We start from the raw sequence: 19,762 nt of genomic DNA, 5'->3' as shown, positions 1-19,762 counted from the left end.
TGTATAAAGGCTGGCTGTTGCCCTGTTTGACTTTCATTGTGCTGCGAGGCTCCATCATCTCCATCATGTTTAAGCTTATGCAAATTTTGGGCACTTAGGGATGAGGGGTGAGGGGGTGAAAGGGGAAAAGGTTCTGACTGAAAGGTGGGGGCTAATTTTTTTGACGTTCGATCGCACTTTTTCGTTTATAACTGAGGCAAAAATCAGATACTCCTGTCATTGCCAGCGGCCAATTGTTCGCAAAGACTACTTTAGAGTGACATTTGCCTAAGTTCTGTAATAAATCTAGAAGTTCTCAATCTAAAATCCCAAATCCATTTTAGCAGATTCTGCCTCGGCAAATACTTGTTCGTCGGGCATTTCTTGCCAGTCAATATCCCCGATTTCTCTGTAGAATTGCTCGTCGTAGGGGCGAGTTTGCACCACTACGGGCATGGGTACGGCGTGCCCCAAAACTAATGCTTGCTGTTTGGAGTCGAGTTTTGCCAAAACTGAACGCAAACTCTGCCCTCCCGAAACGCCGGTAAAAATAGCATCAATGTCTTTATCATCGTTTAGCAAAGCAGTAATGCGCGTTCCGACTTGCGACATGACTTCTGCGTCGATGCCGGAGGGACGCTGGTCTACAATTAGCAGGGTGACAAAGTATTTTCGCATTTCTCGGGCGATCGTACCGAAAATAGTCGATCGCACGATCGCCGGATCGAGAAAGCGGTGAGCTTCCTCAATGGTAATCACCAACGGCTGCGGGCGATCGCACGGATTTTTGCTCTGCAAAAACTTCTCTGCTTTCCGTACATAAGCTTGGTGAATGCGGCGAGTAATCACGTTTGCCGCCAACATATACGACAGCAAATCCGAGTGGGAACCAAACTCAATTACCACATTTTTGCCACCGTCCAAACACTGCAAAACTTCAGTTACATAATTTTTCGGACAGCGTTTGCGAATATACTTCAAATCGTTTAATCGCTCTAACTTGCGCTGCAAAGCCATAATCGAAGACTTATTTCCACGCTTTTCTTCGCAAAACATTTGGATATCTTCGTTGGTCATTTCCAGCAACTTGTTGATCCAACCACTTCCCAACTCATTTCGCAAAATAATCGCATTTTCGATACTAGCTTCCGACAAATTCAACTCGCGCTGCACCAGCGCGATATCTTCCACTTCAATTTGATCGAAACTCAAAAACAACTCTTGAGCGTCGCGGACTCCCCGGCGTTTGGTCGATTCTGGATCGAGGGTATAAATCTGAATTTTATCGGGAAACAACTGCCGCAAACCTTTAACAGTGCTGAACTGTTTCCCTTCCGAAACAGCTTCCCACCCGTACTCCGAGTGCATATCAAAAATTAAATTAACAGCAGCTTGCTTGCGAATAATTCCCGACAATAGCAAGCGCGTCAGAAAAGATTTTCCTGTTCCCGACTTCCCAAAAACCCCGTTGCTGCGTTCCACAAATCGGTCTAAATCCAAGCACACAGCAACGTCCATGTCAATCGGTTTGCCGATCGCAAAATTGCGGCGGTACGGGTCATCTTCCCAGCCAAAAACTGCCCGAAAATCGGTTTCTTTGGCATCAAACACCTGGGAAAAGTGGCTGGGAATAGTTTTGACCGGCAGCAACTCAATATCCGCACCGGTTTGTGACTCAAAAGAAGCCAAATTTCCTAAAGCCAACTTGTTCTCGCGGACTCCGCCGTTTTTCGTCGGATCGAAAATTGCCTGCTGTTTTTCTCTCTCAGCAGTCAACATCAACATTGGCGACAGTTCGATCGTACCGTAGGTGCTGCTACCGGCTAGCACTGCGAGCAGAAAATCGTCGTTGGGATTGGGAGGATTCGATAAAATGCGAGCGCTGGAAGTTCCGAGAGACACGTCGGTGAGCATACAGAAAAAGTGCGATCGCACCCCCCGCACTACTAGAAATTTCCCCACCCTCATATCTTCCACCGAAACGTCGGCGTGCAGTCGCACTTCTAATCCCTTGCTCAGGGAGCCTTGAATAACAGAGCCTAACGGTCGATCCATTTTAGGTTTTAGATTTTAGATTTTAGATTGTTAATAATCGAGCAATTTTCGATGGGCGATTTTTTATTTTAGATTTTCGATTGTTAACAGTCAACTAATTACCATTCCGATTCTAGTGGCAATTCAAAAAAACTCGGACTCAGATGTATATCGGCCAAATCGGTTTCGCTCAAATAAGCATCTGTCAAAAATACCCCTTTTAAACTTGCGCCTTTGAGGTTAGTACCCTTCAGGTTAGCACCTCTGAGATTAACTCGGAATAAATGAGCATCGCTCAAGTCTGCCTCAGTTAAATCTGCTCCCTCCAAATTTACTCTCATCAAATCTGCTTTTCGGAGGTCAGCTTCGGTTAACTTAGCGCCACTGAGGTTAGCTTTTGTCAAGTCTACACCTCTCAAGTCGGCCCCGCTCAAGTTAGCGAACAGCAAAGTAGCTCCCGTGAAATCTGTCTCCCTCAAATCGGCATCGCTTAAATTAGCGCCGCTGAGGTCAGCCCTTGTTAAGTCTACACCCCGGAGGTCAGCAGAACTCAAGTTTACTTGGTGTAAAATTGCGCCGCTTAAATCGGCTCCTCTCAAATCTGTTTGCTCCAAGTTTGCACCTTTGAGGTAAGCTTTTTTTAAGCTAGCTCTGCTGAGGTCTACATTTTTGAGATTAACCGAACTTAAGTTAGAACCGCTCAAATTAGCTCCGCTTAAATCTGACCCGTTTAAGTCGGCTCCGGTTAAGTTTACCCCTTGTAGCGATACATTGGGAGCAATTAAATAAGCTCCGCCCAGAGCGGGGTCAATGCCTTCTGAAAACAATGTTTTGCTGCTGTAAACAGCTTTCTCCAAAATCGTGCCGCTCAAACTAGCTTCCCTCAAGTCCGCTGCACTGAGGTTGGCTCCTGCTAAGTTTGCCCGATCGAGTTTTGCGCCAAATAAAATAGCTTTGTATAAGTTTGTCCGCCGCAAATCGGCTCCTTTTAAATCGGCTTCGGTCAAATCTACCATAGCCAGATTTAAGCCAGGGAACGAAGCATTGGGAGCTAGCAAAAATGCTCCCATTGCACCCGGATCAATATCTTCGGGGAAGATAGTGCGGTTGTTGTATACAGCCTTGTCTAAAATGGCGCCGCTCAACTGAGAACCGCGCAAATCCGCCCCGCTAAGGTTGGCTCTAGTTAAGTTGGCTTCGTGGAGATTTGCTCCTACTAAATTAGCCTTGATCAAACTTGCTTCTTGGAGGTTGGCGCCCGTGAATTCGGCTCCTACGAGATTAGCTTCTCGGAGGACAGCACCAGTCAAATCAGCTCTAGTGAGGTTAGCTAAATTAAGAAATGATTCAGCTAAATCCGCCCCGCTGAGATTAGCGCCGCTGAGGTCGGCTTCAATCAGGTCTGCATACCTGAGCATAGCGCCGCTGAGGTTAGTTTCTCGGAGATCCGTGCCTCTGAGGTTGGCTCCCCGGAGTTCCGCACCGCCGAGGTTGGTGCCTTTAAGTGCTTGTCCCCTGAGGTCGAGTCGGTGCAGAAAGTCACCAACGTTCATTTCCATGTCAAATTTACCCTCTCTATTCCGATACTTTTTTCCTAACCTTTGAAATCAAGTTAGATATTCTGAAAGTACCTTTGCTGAGTTCTGGTCAAAACCATTGTAATCATCAATAGCCACAACTGGCACATCTGGCGGATAGTGTTCGGGAATATCGTCAATTGCTACCCAAGGTGAGTTTTCGGCTTGATTTTGTCGAAGATACTCAAGAACTTCCTGGTGTCGTAAATATTTGTGTTGATGAATATTTTTGGGGTTGAGAAAAGGGGTGAATCCGATAATACGGATAGCGATATCTGGTGAAAATAATGCCTGGATTACCTCGAAGGGGAATATTTCACGCCAGGAAGATGAAATTAGTACTCGCGCATCAGGATAGGAACGAAGGACCTTTTCAAAGTGATTAAGGCAATCTGAATTAAATTTCATTATATCTGTTTGCAAGCTCGATGTTTCATGCCTTCTGTCAGGAATAAGTACACCATCAATGTCTAAAAAAATTAACATTAACTAAAATTCCTAGTGAATAATTTAATGACTATTAATACTGCTTAATATAAATGTGCATCTACGATGCTCTCTCAATTGTTCGCTACATCGACTTGTTAGACTGAAATCAACATTGTTATTCACTGTTTTTATTGGTGGCTGCTTTCTGATGAAAGGAAGATGCTGGTATCAACAAGTATTGTTCTTAAATCCACAGTTTTTCTTAGCTTCGGCCTTCCCCCCTGCTGGGGTAGGGGGGGTTGGCTTCTACCTTCTGCCTTCAGGGAAGAGGAGCAAAACTGTAGATTTTTTGAGGTTCGAGCCGATCGCAAATTCCGGTTAATTCCGACAAAGGGAATGTCTCGCGATCGAGCTGAACTTGCAGGGTTTTGAGCGGGTCTCCACCGGAGGAAACCATGAATTCTAATGTTTGCAAATTCGGCTCAGTGCTGATTTCACCCAAAATTTTGCCGATCGCCTTGACGTAAGGATGGTTTACATCCGAGTACCAGTCGGGGGCTGCGAGTCCGGCTTGATCGAAGCCGAGGTGAACGATGAGGGAGCCTTCTCCGAAAAGGGCTATTCCCACCGGCCGCGCTTCTTCTTGCAACAGCAAATGCTGGCTAGCCGCCAAATGCCGCAGCTTTTCGAGGTGTTCGTACCGATTTTGAATGGCAGAATCTTCCTCTTTTCCTTCTGCTTTCTGGCTTCTAGCTTCTTCCTTCGTTTCGTTCCACTGAATCGCCACTGTTACTAAATAAGTTTGCAGTAGCATATGACCGAGTTTTTCGGCTTTTGTTGCCAGATAGATCGAGTTGTAATCTGTGGCTTCAATTAGTAAAGGGACGCGATCGGCTACTTCAATTCCGTAACCTTTCAAACCCGCAATTTTGCGCGGGTTGTTGGTAATCAACCGAATTTTTTTTACTCCCAAATCGTTGAGCATTTGTGCTCCGACGCCGTAGTTCCGCAAGTCGGCGGGAAAGCCCAACCGTTCGTTGGCTTCTACGGTATCGAATCCCAAATCTTGCAGCGAGTAAGCTTTTAGTTTATTTACCAATCCAATCCCCCGACCTTCTTGGCGCAAGTAAACAATGACGCCAGAACCGACATTTTCGATCATTTTCAGTGCCGCTTGCAGTTGCATCCGGCAGTCGCAGCGCAGAGAACCCAAAGCATCGCCGGTCAGGCATTCGGAATGCACCCGCACCATCACGGGTTTGTCTTTAAATTCTGCCGGGTCGCCCTTGACAACGGCGACGTGTTCTGAATTGTCTTGAGTGTCGCGGTAGGCGTAAATCATAAACTCGCCGAATTGAGTGGGCAATTTGGCGACTGTTTCGCGGCGGACGAATCGATCGTGCTTCAGTCGGTAGCTAATTAAGTCAGCAATACTGATTATTTTGAGGTTGTGGGTTTTGGCGTACTCGATTAATTCGGGCAACCTCGCCATCGAACCGTCGGGGTTTTGAATTTCGCAGATCACGCCGCTGGGATACAGGCCAGCGAGTCTGGCGAGGTCAACCGAGGCCTCGGTGTGACCGGCGCGTTTGAGGACGCCACCATCGATCGCCCGCAGGGGAAAAATGTGACCGGGACGGCGCAAGTCTTGAGGTTTGGTGTCCGGGTGGATGGCGACTTGGATGGTGCGCGCCCGGTCTTCGGCCGAGATGCCGGTACTGACACCGTTGACTGCATCGATGCTGACGGTGAAGGCAGTTTGGTTGTTGTCAGTGTTTTTGCTGACCATCAGGGGCAATTCCAGGCGATCGAGCCTTTCGCCACTCAATGCTAGACAAATCAAACCCCGCGCGTTCACGGCCATGAAATTGATGTTGTCGGGGGTGGCGAATTGGGCGGCACAAATCACGTCGCCTTCGTTTTCGCGATTTTCGTCATCGACTACTACCACCATGCGACCTGCTTTGAGGTCTACCAGGGCGCTGTCAATTGAGTCAAATTGAAAGGATTGAGTTGAGGTGTTGTTATTTGGCACTGAGGAGTTCAAGCTATAAACTGTATTGTTATGGAAATAGAATGTATTTGTGATTGTAACCTTTTGTTTCCGACAGGGCGATTCCCCAGTCCAGATGAGTTTGACAATATTTCTAAACTCACTTACTATAATTATTGCATCTTGTCAACAAAATTTCTCCCCAATATTTCATGAGCTTGACTGAGATCGCGAATATTTTAGGTAAACCGTACTTCCAAGCTCCTAATTGCGTAATTTATAACATGGATTGTTTGGAAGCATTGAAGCTGCTGCCGGATCAATTTGTAGATTTAACCGTTACCAGCCCGCCTTATAACATCGGCAAAGAGTACGAAAAATCCTTGGTGTTAGATGAGTATTTAAACTGGTGCGAGCAGTGGATAGCGGAGGTTTACCGGGTAACGCTCGATCGAGGAGCATTTTGGCTGAATTTAGGTTATTTGTCAATTCGCGATCGGGCAAAAGCAATTCCGATTTCCTATCTGCTTTGGGACAAAGTGCCTTTTTATCTAATTCAAGAAGTTGTCTGGAACTACGGCGCGGGAGTTGCGGGCAGCAAGTTCTTTTCACCCCGCAATGAAAAGTTTCTCTGGTATGTGAAAAATCAAGATAAGTATACTTTTAATTTAGATGAAGTGCGCGATCCAAATGTGAAATACCCGAATCAGAAAAAGAACGGCAAGATTAAAGTAAATTTAAAAGGCAAAAATCCGACGGATGTTTGGCAATTCCCAAAAGTTACGTCGGGGAAAAACCGAGCTTCAAAAGAACGCACGCCTCACCCCGCTCAATTTCCTGTTGCTGTTGTCGATCGCATCATCAAGTCGGCATCGAATTTAAACGAAATTGTTTTAGATCCGTTTATGGGTTCCGGGACTACAGCAATTGTGGCTCTGGGTTTGCAGCGTCAAGTTATTGGATTTGAAATTAGGGCTGATTACTGTGAGATTGTGGCTAGTAGAATAGATGGTTTTTTGAGGGACAAGGAACTCACAGAAGCAGAGTTATCTTTATTCTAAAGTTGGTAATTGCAGCAACTTAATTTAAATTGTTCCAGAGTGGGCGAGCGGTCTCAAGCGATCGGCGCTTAAGATCGCACTGCCCAGAACGATCGGCGCAATGGGACAATATTGATATCCCGTCAAATTATCCCAACCATGAATAATTGGCCGAAATTCCTCCCCGATCCTACATCGTGCGCCAGAGGGTTTGCCTTAAGCATTAGCTTTTGGCTGATTCTTTCAGTGCTGCTGCCCAACGCTTACTACTCCTCCGACGGATTTAGCAGCTCTGACTGGGAATCCCCGATTGTAGTTGCTTGGTTGTGCCAAATCTTGTTATTTGCTTTCTATCACTGGGGGTTAACCAAGTTTGCAGAGTGGGTGGAAATTCGCCGACACAATCAGCAACCGCCGACTGTATCGGCTTGGCAGCACTGGAGGGAAGGCGTTATTGCATTTCTCACGCTGCCAGCAGCAATCGTGATGGGAATTCCGGTGATCGCAATTTTTATGCTGCCGCTCAGAAGCTCTTCAGGCGCGCTCGTTGCTTTAATTCTAGGAACTGCGATCGCCTCTGCTTACCTGTATCACTTCCGCTTTGCAAAGCTGCTTAAAAATATTCTTAAATTCTTATGGATTTTCTATGCAGAGCTTCTAAAGATACTGGAACTTTTGTTAGTTCCAGTATTAACTGGTACTCCGTTTTTTCTGCTAACTGTTGCGACGGCCAAAATCGTGCCAAAACAGCTACTACCGCTGACAACCTTTCTGTTAGTTATTTGCGTACTGCTGAGCGGAATAGTGGGATATGCAGCTTTGCAGTATTGGTCAGCGCATCTAGTTAATTGGGCCGCGACGTGGTGGCCCGCTGACTCTCCGGGTTACAGTCGCCTTCAAGCCCGAAAAGCCTGGAAACACAACAGGACAGCAACCAGCCAATCTTTTGTTCGGCACACAACCAGTTGGCACTTAGCGGCTAACGATACTACCAACCTAATTTACCTAAACCTCATAGCGAGCGTACTCGGTGCGATCGGCTTTCTGCTGTTTGGAAAGTCTTCAGAATGGTCAGAAACACAAGAAGAGATTGTAGGATCTGCCGTAGCAGTAGTGTGGGTGGCGGTGTGGCATTTCTGGGGGTGGCCTCGCGAAGTAGAAATTGCTAGAGGTAAGTCGGAGGCTAATAAAAGTCAGAGTTCAGCTAAGAAAAAGCGATCGCCCAATTCTAACTCACCGCCTCCGAATCCGGTAGAACAAGACCTAAATCAGCTCAAAGCCACAACAGGAATGAATCGGATGAAGCCTGTGAGACGATCGACCCCGGCAACTCCTGAAGTTCCTCAATGGTACGTGTTTCGCAGCGGAGAAGCTAAGGGGCCCTATACCAAATTGCAATTATGGGAGGTTCAGGAAATCACAGCCCGAACCAAAGTGCGGCGCGGGGAAGCCGAGTGGCAGCGCGCCGGTGAAATTCCAGAACTAGCGTCGTACCTCACTCAAAAATAAGACAGTTAAATAATTCACTCTAAAAACTATTCTCGGCGGGGTTGAACGCTTCTCCACAGCTTCAAATATTCAGGTCGAATAGATTCATCAATCTCCTCACCTAAACTTTCAGGCAAATCGAGTTAGATAATGGACTGCATTGCCCGCACTTCCCCTAAAAAAAAGCCCTCAACATTGTGAGGGCTTTGCGATGCCAAGACGGAGACTTGAACTCCGGACACGTGGATTTTCAGTCCACTGCTCTACCAACTGAGCTATCTCGGCTTGTTTTTTTACGCTTAACCACCTTAGCAGACACATAGGGAATTTAGCAAGGGGTTTTGTAAATTAATTTTTCGATCGCGCGAGAACCCCCCGCCTGTAAGCTAAAAGCTGCAACTTAAAACCCAAAATCGCAATGGCACAGCAACATCGGGACAGCGGGAGTAAGAGTCTGCTTGTCTTGGGCATAATTTGGCTGCTGGGGGCAATTAGCGATCGCCTCTGGTTTGCCCTCGATCGATCTGTCCCCGCGTGGGATCAGGCAGAATACCTGACTAGCACCCTGAATTACTTGCAGGTGTTGCAGCATCCTCAGTGGTTTTCCGGGGAGTGGTGGACAAACTTCTGGCTGCTTTCGACGAAAATTCCGCCCTTGGTGTACATCTTGACGGTTCCGTTTCTTCAGGTGTTCGGTACTGGGGGCGATCGGGCAACCCTCGTTCATTTATTATTTAGTGCAATTCTCCTCGCCTCAGTCTACAGTCTGGGCGTCCAACTGTTTAACAGGCAAGTCGGTTTGTGGGCCGCTGCAATTTGCGTTTTGTTGCCGGGACTTTATCGGTTCCGCTTGCAATTTTTGCTCGACTATCCCCTCACTGCTGCGATTACTTTGGCTTTCTATTGTCTGACAATGTGGAAGGCTTCTGAAGGAAGAAGGGAGAAGGAAGAAGGAAGAAGGAAGAAGGAAGAAGGAAGAAGGAAGAAGGAAGAAGGAAGAGAAATCAAGGAAGATTTTCCCCATTCTCCGGATCTCCCCCTCTCCCCCTCCCCCAATCTCCCCCTCTCCCCCTCCAACACTTCCTCACTCTCCGCGTCATCTTTCTTTTGGGCGATCGCCTTTGGAATTTCTCTCGGCTTATCAATATTAGTTAAACACACTACCGTATTATTTCTATTTACCCCGATTGTCTGGTTGGCTGTTGGTGCTGTGCGGCAAAAAGCTTGGGGAAGATTAGGTCAATTAACTGGTGCTTTGTTGCTGTCGGCGGCGGTGTTTGGCCCGTGGGCGAAAACCAATTGGCTGTTAATTTTGACCGGGGGAAAACGGGCAACGGTGGATTCTGCGATCGCCGAAGGAGATCCGGCTCTCAATACGATCGACGCTTGGATTTACTACGGTAAGCACTTACCCGAACAGGTTTCTTGGCCTCTGTTACTTATTCCCTTAGTAGGATTGATACTTTATTGGCGTCGCAGGCAAGATAGTTCGTCACTCTTGCATCTCAACTCCTGTCGCTGGCTGGCTGTTTTCTGGGGAGGAGCTTATTTAATTAATTCTCTAAATATCAACAAAGACGACCGATATGTGATACCTTATTTGCCAGTTTTATCTATTTTCTTAGCCTACTGTTTAACGCTGTGGCCTTCTCGGTGGGGACGACAAATTCACTGGGGTACAATTGGCTTGGCAATTCTGGCGATGCTGTTCCATATATGGCCGCTGGGAGGTGCTGTGGGAAATAGCTTAGTCCAAATTATCAGTCCCGGAAATTCTAACTATCCTTACTTGGGGAAAGAGTGGCCGCACCGAGAGGTAATTGCCGAAATAATTGATAGGGAACCTTATTTACAATCTACTTTAGGCGTCTTGCCTTCGACGCCGGAAATTAATCAGCATAATTTGAATTTTTACGGTGCTTTGGCTAATTTTCAGGTTTACGGGCGGCAGGTGGGAACGAATTTAAAAGAAGTGCCGCAAGACGTGCGATCGCTATCTTGGTTTGTAACTAAAAGTGGGCCGCAAGGTTCTATTCGCGAAGGTATTAAAAAAGCTCAAAATGCAGCGGTGACTGCAATTGAAAAAGGTGATAACTTTGAGTTAGATAAAACTTGGGTTTTGCCAGATTATACTAATTTAAGTCTTTATCGCAAGCGAGTGCAGCCTGTCGAAATACAGCCGTTGAATGAAGGGCGCTCGCAAGTAGAATTAGAGCAAGTTACTGTTGCTGCAAAAGCAGTTCCCGGCGTCGCGCTGCCGGTTACTTATACTTGGTCTGGGCCTTGGCAGCAGTTACAGTCTGGTTTAGTGTTGGTAACGTGGCAAAATCAGCAGTCTGGCGATATTCCACCGGGAAAGACTTTCAGGATTTTACACGATCGCGCGATCGCCCAGGCGACCTTGCATCCGGGGATGCTGGAAGCGGATAAATTTGCTGTGGGGTTTCGAGTTGTCGATCGCACGGCGATGCTTCCTCCTGCTAATATTGCACCGGGAACTTACAATCTGCAAGCTACTTATCTCAATCGGAAAACTGGCGAAACTTATCCGATTAATGTGCCGGCAATTAGTGTTAAGATCGAGGCAGAGCCTCTGGATATGCGTTCTGAGGCAGAGCCTGGAAACGAGGATAATACTGATAAGCCTGAGTTAGATTTGGTGACTCAATTGCGGGCGATGGCGGTTAATTTACCCAAAGGATTGCCCGGTTTAGAACCCGTGTTCGACCAGATTGGGCGCATCAATCAGTACGATCCAATTCAAGATTATACCGTGCAAGCGGAACAAGCGTTAGAATATCGGTTGCAGCAGGAACCAAATAATCTAGAATTGGCTTATGCTTTGGCATTTTCTAGAGTATTGCAGCAGAATGTCGAAAGTGCGATCGCCGCCTTAGAAAAAGTCACTCAACTCGACTCAAAAAACCCTTACGCTTACGCCTATCTCGCTTTCGTACACCTGTACGGCTGGCATCCCAAAGCCGCTCAAACAGCATTAAAACCTGCTCTCGCTCTCAACTCCAATCTACCGGAAATTAGAGTTTTAAACGGTGTAGCTGCTCTGATGCAAGGTAATCTCATTCAAGCATGGCAAGATTTGCAATTCTTAAAAAAGTTGAAAGTTTAACAATCCCTTTTATTGTGGCACAGGCGTCCCGCCTGTGCTTGCGAAGCGGTAAAAAACAGAAAACCAATGAACCAACTCAGAATTGTTTCTCTAATTCCCAGTGCCACCGAAATTGTAGCACTTTTAGGATTAACCGATGCAATTGTGGGTCGTTCCCACGAATGCGATTATCCCCCAGAAATCCAAAATTTACCTGTTTGCACTCAGCCTAAATTCAATCCCGAAGGAACTAGCAGCGAAATTCACAACCGCGTGACAGAATTGTTGCAAAATGCGCTGAGTGTCTATAAAGTAGAAATAGAGACTTTGGAAAAATTGCAGCCGACTCACATTATTACTCAAGCTCAATGTGAAGTCTGCGCTTGTTCTCTAACAGAGGTTGAACAAGCGGTAAGCACTCTGGTAAATAGCAAGCCGGAAATTATTTCTTTGCAGCCGAATCTGCTAGCAGAAATCTGGACGGATATTGAGCGAGTTGCTGATGTTTTGGGCGTAGATGGCAAAAGTGCGATCGACCTTTTGCAATCCCGCATCAATGCTATTACCTCCCAAACACAAGCATCCTCTATTATTACCACAAAACAGAGACTTCCCAAAGTAGCTTGCATCGAGTGGATTGAGCCTTTGATGGCTGCGGGTAACTGGATTCCCGAATTAGTGGCAATGGCGGGAGGCAATTCGCTATTTGGAATTGTCGGCGAACATTCCCCTTGGTTAAAATGGGAATCGCTAGTAGAAGCTAATCCCGATGTAATTATTTTCATGCCTTGCGGCTTTGATTTAAGCCGCACTCGCAGCGAAGCAATGCAGATAACTAAAAAGCCAGAATGGCATAATTTGCACTCAGTAAAAACGGGGCAAGTTTACATAACTGACGCCAATTCTTACTTTAATCGACCGGGGCCGAGATTGGTTGATTCGTTAGAAATTTTAGCAGAAATTCTCCATCCCGAAATCTTCAATTTTGGCTATCGGGGTAAGGGTTGGCAGCCATTTGTGCCAGTCCCGGCAGCTAGCTAAAACTTTATCTATATTAATTCAGAATTGCCGGCAATAAAAATAAGGACACAACATTGTTGTGTCCTTACTTCGCCTTCATTTAACCGAATCTGAAATCAATGAATGCAAAAAACGCTAGTCCTACTTTGTTGCATCAGGGGGCATCAACACCTTATCAATTACGTGAATAACGCCGTTGCTAGCTTTGATATCAGCTTTCACAACATTAGCGCCGCTGACAGTAACTTTGCCTGCGCTAACAGCCACGTTTAGCGAGCTGCCTTCCACACTTTTCACATCGCCGGATTTCAGGCTAGTAGATAAAACCGAACCAGGAACAACGTGGTAAGTTAAAATCTTAGTAAGTTTGGCTTTGTTGGCCGGTTTGAGCAAATCATCCACAGTTCCTTTTGGCAAAGCAGCAAAAGCCGCGTCAGTCGGAGCAAAAACAGTGAAAGGGCCTTTTCCTTGTAAAGTTGTCACCAAACCAGCAGCTCCCAAAGCCTTTGTCAGCGTCTTGAATTGAGCGTCGCCAGATGCAATAGCAACAATATCCTTAGCAGCGGAAGTTGATGCCGGTGAAGCGGAAGTTGGTGCTGGTGAAGCAGCGGTCTTCACTTTTCCTGGAACTTGTTGACTTTGAGTTGCATTAGCAACATTGGTGTTGGAGGTGATGTGAGCCCAAGCCGGGAAACCAATCAACGCGCTAGCGCCGATTACTCCTGCGAAACCTGTGAGTTGTTTCATCCAGCTAAGTAAATTTTGATTTTTCATTGCGCTTGCATTTCCTTATGAGATAAAACAGTGAACATGAATTGTTATGTTAGCCAAATCTCGACAAAAGGCAAGGTTGCCAGAGGCTAAGATAGCAAGAAAATTCTCTTGCATCCCCGATCGACCAAAACTCCCTTACTATAACGCAAGCTGAGCAATCGGGCATCAACCGCTAAATCTGTAACTCAAAACCTCAATCACCGAACCAGTTTGAGGTAAGTCACCAGCTTTGATCGAAATCGTGTCATTATTCAATCGGCGCACCGGCGTACCATCCATCAGCGCCAAGAATTCATCTAGCGGCACCAAATCGCACGCAGCAGCATCGGCGGCTTGGGTTTTGAAATGTGTCGGAATCACCATCTTCGGTTTGAGAAGCTGCAAAGTTTGCTTCGCTTCCGCCGGAGTGTAAGCTTTCGGCCCGCCGCCCACGGGAATCAGCACTACATCGGGCCGCCCGATCAAGATTTGTTCTTCAATGCCGATCGGGCCAGCAACTCCGCCCAAGTGTAAAATCTTAACGCCCGCTTGCTGCCACAGCCAAGCCACATTGACCCCAAATCGCCTTCCTCCCTCACGGTCTTTTTCCGTCCTAATCCCTTGAATCCGCAGCCCGTTGGACTGATAAGCCCCTGGCTCGTACAAAAGGCCCGGATTGCCCGAAAATCCGTCGATCGCCCCTTCATCGAGCAACCGACTGCTAATCAGAATCAAATCTGTTGGCACTTTAGGAGAGCGATAGCCTGCGGTACAGCCCAGGGGGCGAAAAGGATTCACCAGCACCCTCGCACCGCCTCCGGCGAACAAGAAGCAAGTGTGGCCCAACCACTGAACCGACAAAGAATCAGCAGTTTGAGCTTGATAGGTTTCCCATCCAGATGGTAAACCAGTGAAGAAAGCTGCTAGCAAACCCGTCTGTGCGTAACGTATTAATTGTCGCCGTTTCATCTTGTGGTTGGGGTTGTCGGGTGTTGGTCGTTTGTTGTTATACCACAAAACACAGTCAGTCGATTTTAGATTTTAGATTTTAGATTTTAGATTTACTCCACAGATGAATCTGGGATATGGAACTTTCGTCTAAAATTTGGGGTTCACCACGACCATTTTTGGGGCTTGTATCCTTTTGTGGGCGGTTGAGATGCGAAACTCTGCACCCTAGTTTTACCGTAAAGTTCGCAGTGCCACCCTAAAGATTTAGATAATTTGAACAGTCAGGTGTGGATTTCGCACCCGAAAGATTCAGACAAAAACTCAAAATTCCCAACCCAACTAAAGCCGTGCCAAAAAATTTCGTAATAATTGCTTTCCCGCAGTCGTCAAAATACTTTCCGGGTGAAACTGCACACCTTCAATGTGCGGATATTCCCGATGCCGCACACCCATAATAGTTCCGTCTTCAACCCAAGCCGTAATTTCTAACACTTCGGGAAAACTCTGCTTTTCAATTACCAAACTGTGATAGCGAGTGGCAATCATCGGCGATTCGACGCCCTGAAACACTCCGACTCCTGCGTGTTCTACCTGAGAAGTTTTGCCGTGCATTAACACGGGTGCAGAAACAATTTTTCCCCCGAATACTTGACCGATACTTTGATGTCCAAGACACACTCCTAAAATGGGTAGAGTCGGCCCCAATTCTTTGATTAATTCCAAAGAAATTCCCGCATCTTCCGGCCGCCCCGGGCCAGGAGAAATCACCACTGCTGCCGGCTGCAATTGGCGAATTTCTGCTAAGGAGATTTGGTCGTTGCGGTAGACTTGCACTTCGCTTGCTACCGGTAACTCAGCACCGAGTTCTCCTAGATACTGTACCAAATTGTATGTAAAACTGTCGTAGTTATCGATGACTATAATCACGGGTTAAGTTAGATTTTAGGTTTTAGATTTTAGATTTTAGGTTAACTCGCTCCCTGAAAGCAAGGGTTTCAAGATTTTAGATAGATGCCGAAGATAAAAATAGCTGCAATATAGACGAATAAAACGAAAAATCTCAAATTGGTCATCTAAAACCTAAAATTTTCTGGATCCAATAAGTTACTAACGGGCGATCGCAATTTGAACCACTGCCCACAAGGGAGGGAGCAGAAGTGCAGTACCCACGATGATCGCAGCCATTGCCGATACCAAAACTGCTCCTGCAGCGCAGTCTTTGGCAATTCTGGCGAGTTCGTGGTAAGATTGCCCGACTGTCAAGTCTACCACCGATTCGATCGCCGTATTCAACAGTTCCATTGCTAAAACTATGCCAATGGTGACGCCGATCACAGATATTTCTACAGGTTTGAGTTGCAAAAATAGCCCGAGTCCGATCGCCAATGTTCCTATAACTGTGTGAATCCGAAAATTCCGCTGAGTTTCAAAAGCATAACTCAGACCCCCCCAAGCGTATCTAAAACTCGTAGCTAAGCTAGATGCGATTTTCCAGGACAGCTCTCGATTGTATTTCAAGGCTTTTTTAGGCTCGTGGACTGTCTGGCTAGAAGAGTCTTGAGGCATGGGCAGAAACTGTGCGATTTGTGAGGAAATTGAGGGTCTATCTAGTGTCATAAAGAACCAACTTTAATTTACAGAGATGAATGAAAGCTAAACTTTTCAAATTTACTTCATCAAGTCTAGGTAACTTTTCTAAGTTTTTACTAAAGTTTTGGTTTAATTTCAGAAAGTTATGTTGGGCTTGACATGATTTGTTAAATCACCATCAACTTCAGTTATGCTGTTTGGATCGTAAGACCGATCGCCCGCAGCAATGTTTCTTGTTGATCGAGCATTTGAGTCAGACTTTCTTCATCCGGGTGATCCCAGCCCAAAAGATGCAGAAAACCGTGGGCTGCGAGCCAAGCTAGTTCGGTCTTCAGGGGATGTCCTTGCTGCTGGGCTTGTCGGTTAGCTGTATCGATCGAGATGACGATATCACCCAAGTATAGGGGTTCAGATGACTGCATTTCCTCTAGCTGAGGACAGTCTACCTCTAAAGCTGCGAAAGCTAGTACATCCGTTGGTCGATCGAGCTGGCGGTACTGGAGGTTGAGGGCTTGCATCTCGGCATCGGCGGTTAAACGCAGACTGACTTCGTAGCCCGGGGCCACTGGCACATACTCTTCCTGGTTTTCCAGCCAAACGCTAAACCAATTTTCCCAGGTGTCGGCTGCAATCTCCCCGCTGGCTGCACTCTCAGGGAGGTTGGAAGCGTCGGCTGACTGCTGGGCGAGCCCGTAACAGTCCTCGACGTTCACCTCAATTAACATTTTTTTGCTCTCCTGTCAAGGGATATATTCAATTTTTTTACAAATTCCAATGGCGCGATCGAACGGCAGGGGATTTTGCTGTTGCTGGAAAGATACAGTAATCTGTTAGAGATTGCAACACGCAGGCAGAACAATCAGCTTAACTCCCGATTAAGAAATATCAAAAACATCAGCAGCAATTAGAGGCTGATTGTTGGAATCCTCGATTAAGAATTGAAATAGCGATCGAGAAATGCCAAACCGACGAGTACGCCTAAAAGTCCGGCGGCTGTCAAAGCAAAATGAAACAGAGAAGTCGCCCGCTTGCGAACCATGTTCCGCATCGCCAGCTTGACATAACTCGGTGGAGGTGCAGTGTTTGTCGGCGCTGTCGGGGTTTCGGCGGCGGACTCTTCGGAGGCGGGAATTGCTGAGGGAGGTTGACTCATAGTCGTTAGTTTAGAAGGTTAACAGAGGGGCTGCTGAGGACAGGCTCGTCCCGATGTTAACAAATATGTAACGTTTTGTGTAGGTGTTTTGAGCTTTTCGATCGCCCCGGGCCGATTAAAGGGGGATTATACCAACAGATTAATGTGCGATCGGGCTGATTATCAATTCGATATTTTCTTTTCATCTTCAGATACACAAGAATAAATTAAATTCCTGATCCGTGTTCCTGTGCGCTTTAACAAAAAATTTTAAATTGTCAAGTCGCACAATCAAGCGACACTCATTTGAGTTAACTCAAATGAGTGTCACCAGAAAAAGCGACTGTTAACCAACCTCGACGGGCAGTTATTCATAGATATAGCCAAGGAAAAACAGAAACAAAATTTTCCGGCTAAATAACCCAAGCTAAAAGTTAAATTACTCGGACACAAACATGGAAGTTTCCACCTTTGAAATCCTCACCGCACCGATCGCACCTGTGATGGGCATCCCTCCACAACTCATCCCAGTGGCTCGTCGAATCGTTCAGGGATACTTTCTCACCATCTCCAATCTCGAAGCGATCGACTTGCGATATCGGATTGAGTTTACCGTCAGCTTACCCGTACCGGCAGATCCTAATAAAATCTTGCTCAACAACGCTTTCTTAGTTGTTGACGTTGAAGGCACTAACACCCCTATCGCTCTGACTCAGCAGCCAGGGAAACCGAACGTATATCGCGGATTTTTCACCATACCCGCTCACAAAACTGCATCTGTTGAATTGTTGCCAATTCTGCCAAAAACTCTGACTCCCGGTTTGTTGGAAGTACGCGGCTATGTCTCGCTATTTGTGCCAGCGCGCTCCATCTTTCCAAAGCCTACACCCCAAAGCAAGAAACCAGTCAAGGTGTTATTGAATCCCGAAATTCGCGGTACTTTCTTGCCAAACGATTTCCCATCAGACACTCCCACTTTACCAGACTTCGATCAAATTAATTACACTTTAGCGATCGCCAGTGGAAAAGGCTTGAACGAGATTACGCCTGAACCAGGTAAACCAATTATCATCGATTTACCAATTGTCACCCCAATTTTGGAAGAGTTACGCAACGGTAATTTGGACTTGGCTACTTTGGAAGCAGACAATTCAGAAAAAGCTCAACTGCTAGTGCAACTGCTGGCCCAACTCGATGCCAATGAGGTCAATTTGAAAGAGCTAAATACAGTGATGGATAAATTCGATATTCCTGTCAGAATGTCTCGCGGCTAGAACTGTTAAATGGTAAGTAACTGTAGGGTGGGCATTGCCCACCTTACGTTTGATTACGTTTAATTAAGCCTACTTATACACTCACTGAGCTTTATTCAAATGTCGAACTCATTTAAATTTCAGCCTGTTTCTTTTAGTTGGGTGGCTGTTCATCCGCAGCCCAAAGGTGTTGTCCAATTTATTGGTGGAACTTTTTTCGGTAGTTTGCCAACTATATTTTACCGATATTTTTTACAGCAGTTGTTTGAAGAAGGTTATACCGTAGTTGCTCTGCCATTTAGTTTTACTTTTCGTCACTGGCCGATCGCTATTGGGTTATTAAAAGAACAGGAGATCCTGAGAACAGAACTGACCGAGATTGCTCAAAGATTAGGGTATGAAAGCGAAATTTATCAAGAACCATCGAGTTATTTTTGGGTTGGTCACAGTCTGGGATGCAAGTATATTGCTCTTTTAGAATTTTTAAGCGACGATCGGTATCCAAATATTGTGGAGAAATTCTGCGATCGCCCTGACTACGAACGGATTCAAAGGTTAATCGAAAACCTGGGCATCGACCGACCTTCAATTAAAGGCCAGCCGTCCTTATTAATTGCTCCTGATATCAGCAATACAGAGAGCGCTATTCCAGTGCGATCGCTAGCAAAACTGTTAGACAAATTCCGCTTAGGAGTGCTACCAACCAGAGAACAAACTCAATGCTTTATTGCTAATAGTTCTCTGTTTAATTTGACTGCAATAATTTCTTTCGACCGAGATGATATTGCTGGTTCTACCAATGATATCAACAAAAGTCCAGAACAACAAAAAAACAGCGATGTACTTTGGCTCATACAACAGCTAAGTAATAGAAAATTGCCTTTATTAAGCCAGGAAATAGAAGGCAAACATTTAGAGCCGATTGGTATCAAAATAGGTAATTATATTGTTGACCTCAATCCTTGGGATAAATTCATCAAACCCCTGAAAAGCCGATTTCTTGAATATTGGTCTGTTCATTTTTTGGAGGCTTTGAAAAAGCGGTTAGGCACTTAACATTGTATAAACTGCCAACTCACCCTCAATTTCCTGCCATCTGCTGAACCCTAGCAATAATTTCCCTCACTTTGTCCGCCTCGGGCGATCGCAAATGCTGCAAAATGTCCAAAGATTCGTGTAAATAATTCAAGGCTTTGTCAAAATCTCCCTTCTTATCTGCTAGCAACTGTCCTAACATTGCGAAAGTAGCAGCTTTTACTCGAACATCGCCAATCTTTTCCTTAATTTCGAGAGTTCTTGATAAAATGCGATCGCCTTTGCTACTTCCCCTTGCTTGGTATAAATTATTGCTAGTAGCTGCAAAGTAGCAGCTTTCCCTTGAAGATTGCCAATCTTTTCATCAAGTTCGAGAGATTCT

At 46.0% G+C, this 19,762-nt stretch carries 17 protein-coding genes and 1 tRNA gene; 6 read left to right on the top strand and 12 right to left on the bottom strand.

The window, feature by feature from the left end; all coding sequences use genetic code 11:
* Nucleotides 1-300: 300 nt before the first annotated feature.
* The 4 genes from QT996_RS04190 to ribBA all read right to left on the bottom strand — a co-directional run bounded on the left by QT996_RS04190 (nucleotide 301) and on the right by ribBA (nucleotide 6,054).
* Nucleotides 301-2,034, bottom strand: a complete 1,734-nt coding sequence (locus QT996_RS04190; RefSeq protein ID WP_333044759.1) for an ATP-binding protein — start codon at nucleotides 2,032-2,034, stop codon at nucleotides 301-303.
* 98 nt (nucleotides 2,035-2,132) lie between these two features.
* Nucleotides 2,133-3,572 carry a pentapeptide repeat-containing protein gene (locus QT996_RS04185; protein WP_333044757.1) on the bottom strand — a complete coding sequence of 480 codons (1,440 nt, stop codon included), beginning with the start codon at nucleotides 3,570-3,572 and terminating at the stop codon, nucleotides 2,133-2,135.
* Nucleotides 3,573-3,620: 48 nt separating this feature from the next.
* On the bottom strand, nucleotides 3,621-4,076 hold the full coding sequence (locus tag QT996_RS04180; protein ID WP_333044756.1) for an HAD domain-containing protein: 456 nt from the start codon (nucleotides 4,074-4,076) through the stop codon (nucleotides 3,621-3,623).
* Between the two features lie 262 nt (nucleotides 4,077-4,338).
* Nucleotides 4,339-6,054 (bottom strand): bifunctional 3,4-dihydroxy-2-butanone-4-phosphate synthase/GTP cyclohydrolase II, encoded by a 1,716-nt coding sequence (ribBA, locus tag QT996_RS04175; protein WP_333044754.1) that lies wholly within the window; start codon nucleotides 6,052-6,054, stop codon nucleotides 4,339-4,341.
* Nucleotides 6,055-6,224: 170 nt separating this feature from the next.
* Between ribBA and QT996_RS04170 the strand changes: the two genes are divergently transcribed.
* Both QT996_RS04170 and QT996_RS04165 read left to right on the top strand, forming a co-directional pair.
* A complete protein-coding gene (locus QT996_RS04170) occupies nucleotides 6,225-7,073 on the top strand; it encodes a site-specific DNA-methyltransferase (RefSeq protein ID WP_333044753.1) in 849 nt (282 codons plus the stop codon).
* A gap of 138 nt (nucleotides 7,074-7,211) precedes the next feature.
* Entirely contained in the window at nucleotides 7,212-8,561 is a 1,350-nt protein-coding gene (locus QT996_RS04165; RefSeq protein ID WP_333044752.1) for a DUF4339 domain-containing protein, read from the top strand.
* Nucleotides 8,562-8,752: 191 nt separating this feature from the next.
* On the opposite strand, the gene QT996_RS04160 is transcribed toward QT996_RS04165, so the two are convergent.
* A tRNA-Phe gene (locus QT996_RS04160) sits at nucleotides 8,753-8,825 on the bottom strand.
* Nucleotides 8,826-8,958: 133 nt separating this feature from the next.
* Between QT996_RS04160 and QT996_RS04155 the strand changes: the two genes are divergently transcribed.
* Together QT996_RS04155 and QT996_RS04150 are read left to right on the top strand one after the other, a co-directional pair.
* Nucleotides 8,959-11,667, top strand: coding sequence for a glycosyltransferase family 39 protein (locus QT996_RS04155; protein WP_333044751.1), 2,709 nt, complete (start codon nucleotides 8,959-8,961; stop codon nucleotides 11,665-11,667).
* Between the two features lie 66 nt (nucleotides 11,668-11,733).
* Nucleotides 11,734-12,687, top strand: a complete 954-nt coding sequence (locus QT996_RS04150) for a cobalamin-binding protein (RefSeq protein WP_333044750.1) — start codon at nucleotides 11,734-11,736, stop codon at nucleotides 12,685-12,687.
* Between the two features lie 120 nt (nucleotides 12,688-12,807).
* On the opposite strand, the gene QT996_RS04145 is transcribed toward QT996_RS04150, so the two are convergent.
* The 6 genes from QT996_RS04145 to QT996_RS04120 all read right to left on the bottom strand — a co-directional run bounded on the left by QT996_RS04145 (nucleotide 12,808) and on the right by QT996_RS04120 (nucleotide 17,113).
* Complete coding sequence (locus tag QT996_RS04145) at nucleotides 12,808-13,440, bottom strand: fasciclin domain-containing protein (protein WP_333044748.1); 633 nt, start codon at nucleotides 13,438-13,440, stop codon at nucleotides 12,808-12,810.
* 165 nt (nucleotides 13,441-13,605) lie between these two features.
* The gene (locus QT996_RS04140; protein ID WP_333044746.1) at nucleotides 13,606-14,388 is read right to left on the bottom strand and encodes an MBL fold metallo-hydrolase; all 783 of its coding nucleotides are present in this window, start codon (nucleotides 14,386-14,388) and stop codon (nucleotides 13,606-13,608) included.
* A 321-nt stretch (nucleotides 14,389-14,709) separates the two neighbouring features.
* Nucleotides 14,710-15,297, bottom strand: a complete 588-nt coding sequence (locus QT996_RS04135) for an aminodeoxychorismate/anthranilate synthase component II (RefSeq protein ID WP_333044744.1) — start codon at nucleotides 15,295-15,297, stop codon at nucleotides 14,710-14,712.
* A 180-nt stretch (nucleotides 15,298-15,477) separates the two neighbouring features.
* Nucleotides 15,478-15,987, bottom strand: coding sequence for a diacylglycerol kinase family protein (locus tag QT996_RS04130; protein WP_333044742.1), 510 nt, complete (start codon nucleotides 15,985-15,987; stop codon nucleotides 15,478-15,480).
* Nucleotides 15,988-16,148: 161 nt separating this feature from the next.
* Nucleotides 16,149-16,685, bottom strand: a complete 537-nt coding sequence (ybeY, locus tag QT996_RS04125) for an rRNA maturation RNase YbeY (protein ID WP_333044740.1) — start codon at nucleotides 16,683-16,685, stop codon at nucleotides 16,149-16,151.
* Between the two features lie 206 nt (nucleotides 16,686-16,891).
* A complete protein-coding gene (locus QT996_RS04120; protein ID WP_333044739.1) occupies nucleotides 16,892-17,113 on the bottom strand; it encodes a DUF3285 domain-containing protein in 222 nt (73 codons plus the stop codon).
* Between the two features lie 434 nt (nucleotides 17,114-17,547).
* On the opposite strand from QT996_RS04120, the gene QT996_RS04115 reads away from it, so the two are divergent.
* Together QT996_RS04115 and QT996_RS04110 are read left to right on the top strand one after the other, a co-directional pair.
* The gene (locus tag QT996_RS04115) at nucleotides 17,548-18,366 is read left to right on the top strand and encodes a hypothetical protein (protein WP_333044737.1); all 819 of its coding nucleotides are present in this window, start codon (nucleotides 17,548-17,550) and stop codon (nucleotides 18,364-18,366) included.
* Nucleotides 18,367-18,465: 99 nt separating this feature from the next.
* Nucleotides 18,466-19,401 carry a DUF1350 family protein gene (locus tag QT996_RS04110; RefSeq protein ID WP_333044735.1) on the top strand — a complete coding sequence of 312 codons (936 nt, stop codon included), beginning with the start codon at nucleotides 18,466-18,468 and terminating at the stop codon, nucleotides 19,399-19,401.
* 25 nt (nucleotides 19,402-19,426) lie between these two features.
* Here QT996_RS04110 and QT996_RS04105 read toward each other — a convergent pair whose 3' ends face one another.
* Nucleotides 19,427-19,582 (bottom strand): hypothetical protein, encoded by a 156-nt coding sequence (locus tag QT996_RS04105; RefSeq protein ID WP_333044734.1) that lies wholly within the window; start codon nucleotides 19,580-19,582, stop codon nucleotides 19,427-19,429.
* Nucleotides 19,583-19,762 lie beyond the last annotated feature (180 nt).

Source organism: Microcoleus sp. S13C4, from assembly GCF_036700865.1.
GTDB lineage: Bacteria > Cyanobacteriota > Cyanobacteriia > Cyanobacteriales > Microcoleaceae > Microcoleus.
The sequence above is the reverse complement of the archived record's forward strand: the minus strand, read 5'-3'. Positions and strand labels throughout refer to the sequence as shown.

Excerpts from the sequence above, each read along its gene's own strand:
- QT996_RS04185 (WP_333044757.1), bottom strand. The coding sequence starts at position 3,572 with ATGGAAATGAACGTTGGTGACTTTCTGCACCGACTCGACCTCAGGGGA.
- QT996_RS04180 (WP_333044756.1), bottom strand. The coding sequence starts at position 4,076 with ATGTTAATTTTTTTAGACATTGATGGTGTACTTATTCCTGACAGAAGG.
- QT996_RS04165 (WP_333044752.1), top strand. The coding sequence starts at position 7,212 with ATGAATAATTGGCCGAAATTCCTCCCCGATCCTACATCGTGCGCCAGA.
- QT996_RS04105 (WP_333044734.1), bottom strand. The coding sequence starts at position 19,582 with ATGTTAGGACAGTTGCTAGCAGATAAGAAGGGAGATTTTGACAAAGCC.
- QT996_RS04190 (WP_333044759.1), bottom strand. The coding sequence starts at position 2,034 with ATGGATCGACCGTTAGGCTCTGTTATTCAAGGCTCCCTGAGCAAGGGA.
- QT996_RS04140 (WP_333044746.1), bottom strand. The coding sequence starts at position 14,388 with ATGAAACGGCGACAATTAATACGTTACGCACAGACGGGTTTGCTAGCA.
- QT996_RS04120 (WP_333044739.1), bottom strand. The coding sequence starts at position 17,113 with ATGAGTCAACCTCCCTCAGCAATTCCCGCCTCCGAAGAGTCCGCCGCC.
- QT996_RS04130 (WP_333044742.1), bottom strand. The coding sequence starts at position 15,987 with ATGACACTAGATAGACCCTCAATTTCCTCACAAATCGCACAGTTTCTG.
- QT996_RS04155 (WP_333044751.1), top strand. The coding sequence starts at position 8,959 with ATGGCACAGCAACATCGGGACAGCGGGAGTAAGAGTCTGCTTGTCTTG.
- QT996_RS04145 (WP_333044748.1), bottom strand. The coding sequence starts at position 13,440 with ATGAAAAATCAAAATTTACTTAGCTGGATGAAACAACTCACAGGTTTC.
- QT996_RS04170 (WP_333044753.1), top strand. The coding sequence starts at position 6,225 with ATGAGCTTGACTGAGATCGCGAATATTTTAGGTAAACCGTACTTCCAA.
- QT996_RS04150 (WP_333044750.1), top strand. The coding sequence starts at position 11,734 with ATGAACCAACTCAGAATTGTTTCTCTAATTCCCAGTGCCACCGAAATT.
- QT996_RS04110 (WP_333044735.1), top strand. The coding sequence starts at position 18,466 with ATGTCGAACTCATTTAAATTTCAGCCTGTTTCTTTTAGTTGGGTGGCT.
- ybeY (WP_333044740.1), bottom strand. The coding sequence starts at position 16,685 with ATGTTAATTGAGGTGAACGTCGAGGACTGTTACGGGCTCGCCCAGCAG.
- QT996_RS04115 (WP_333044737.1), top strand. The coding sequence starts at position 17,548 with ATGGAAGTTTCCACCTTTGAAATCCTCACCGCACCGATCGCACCTGTG.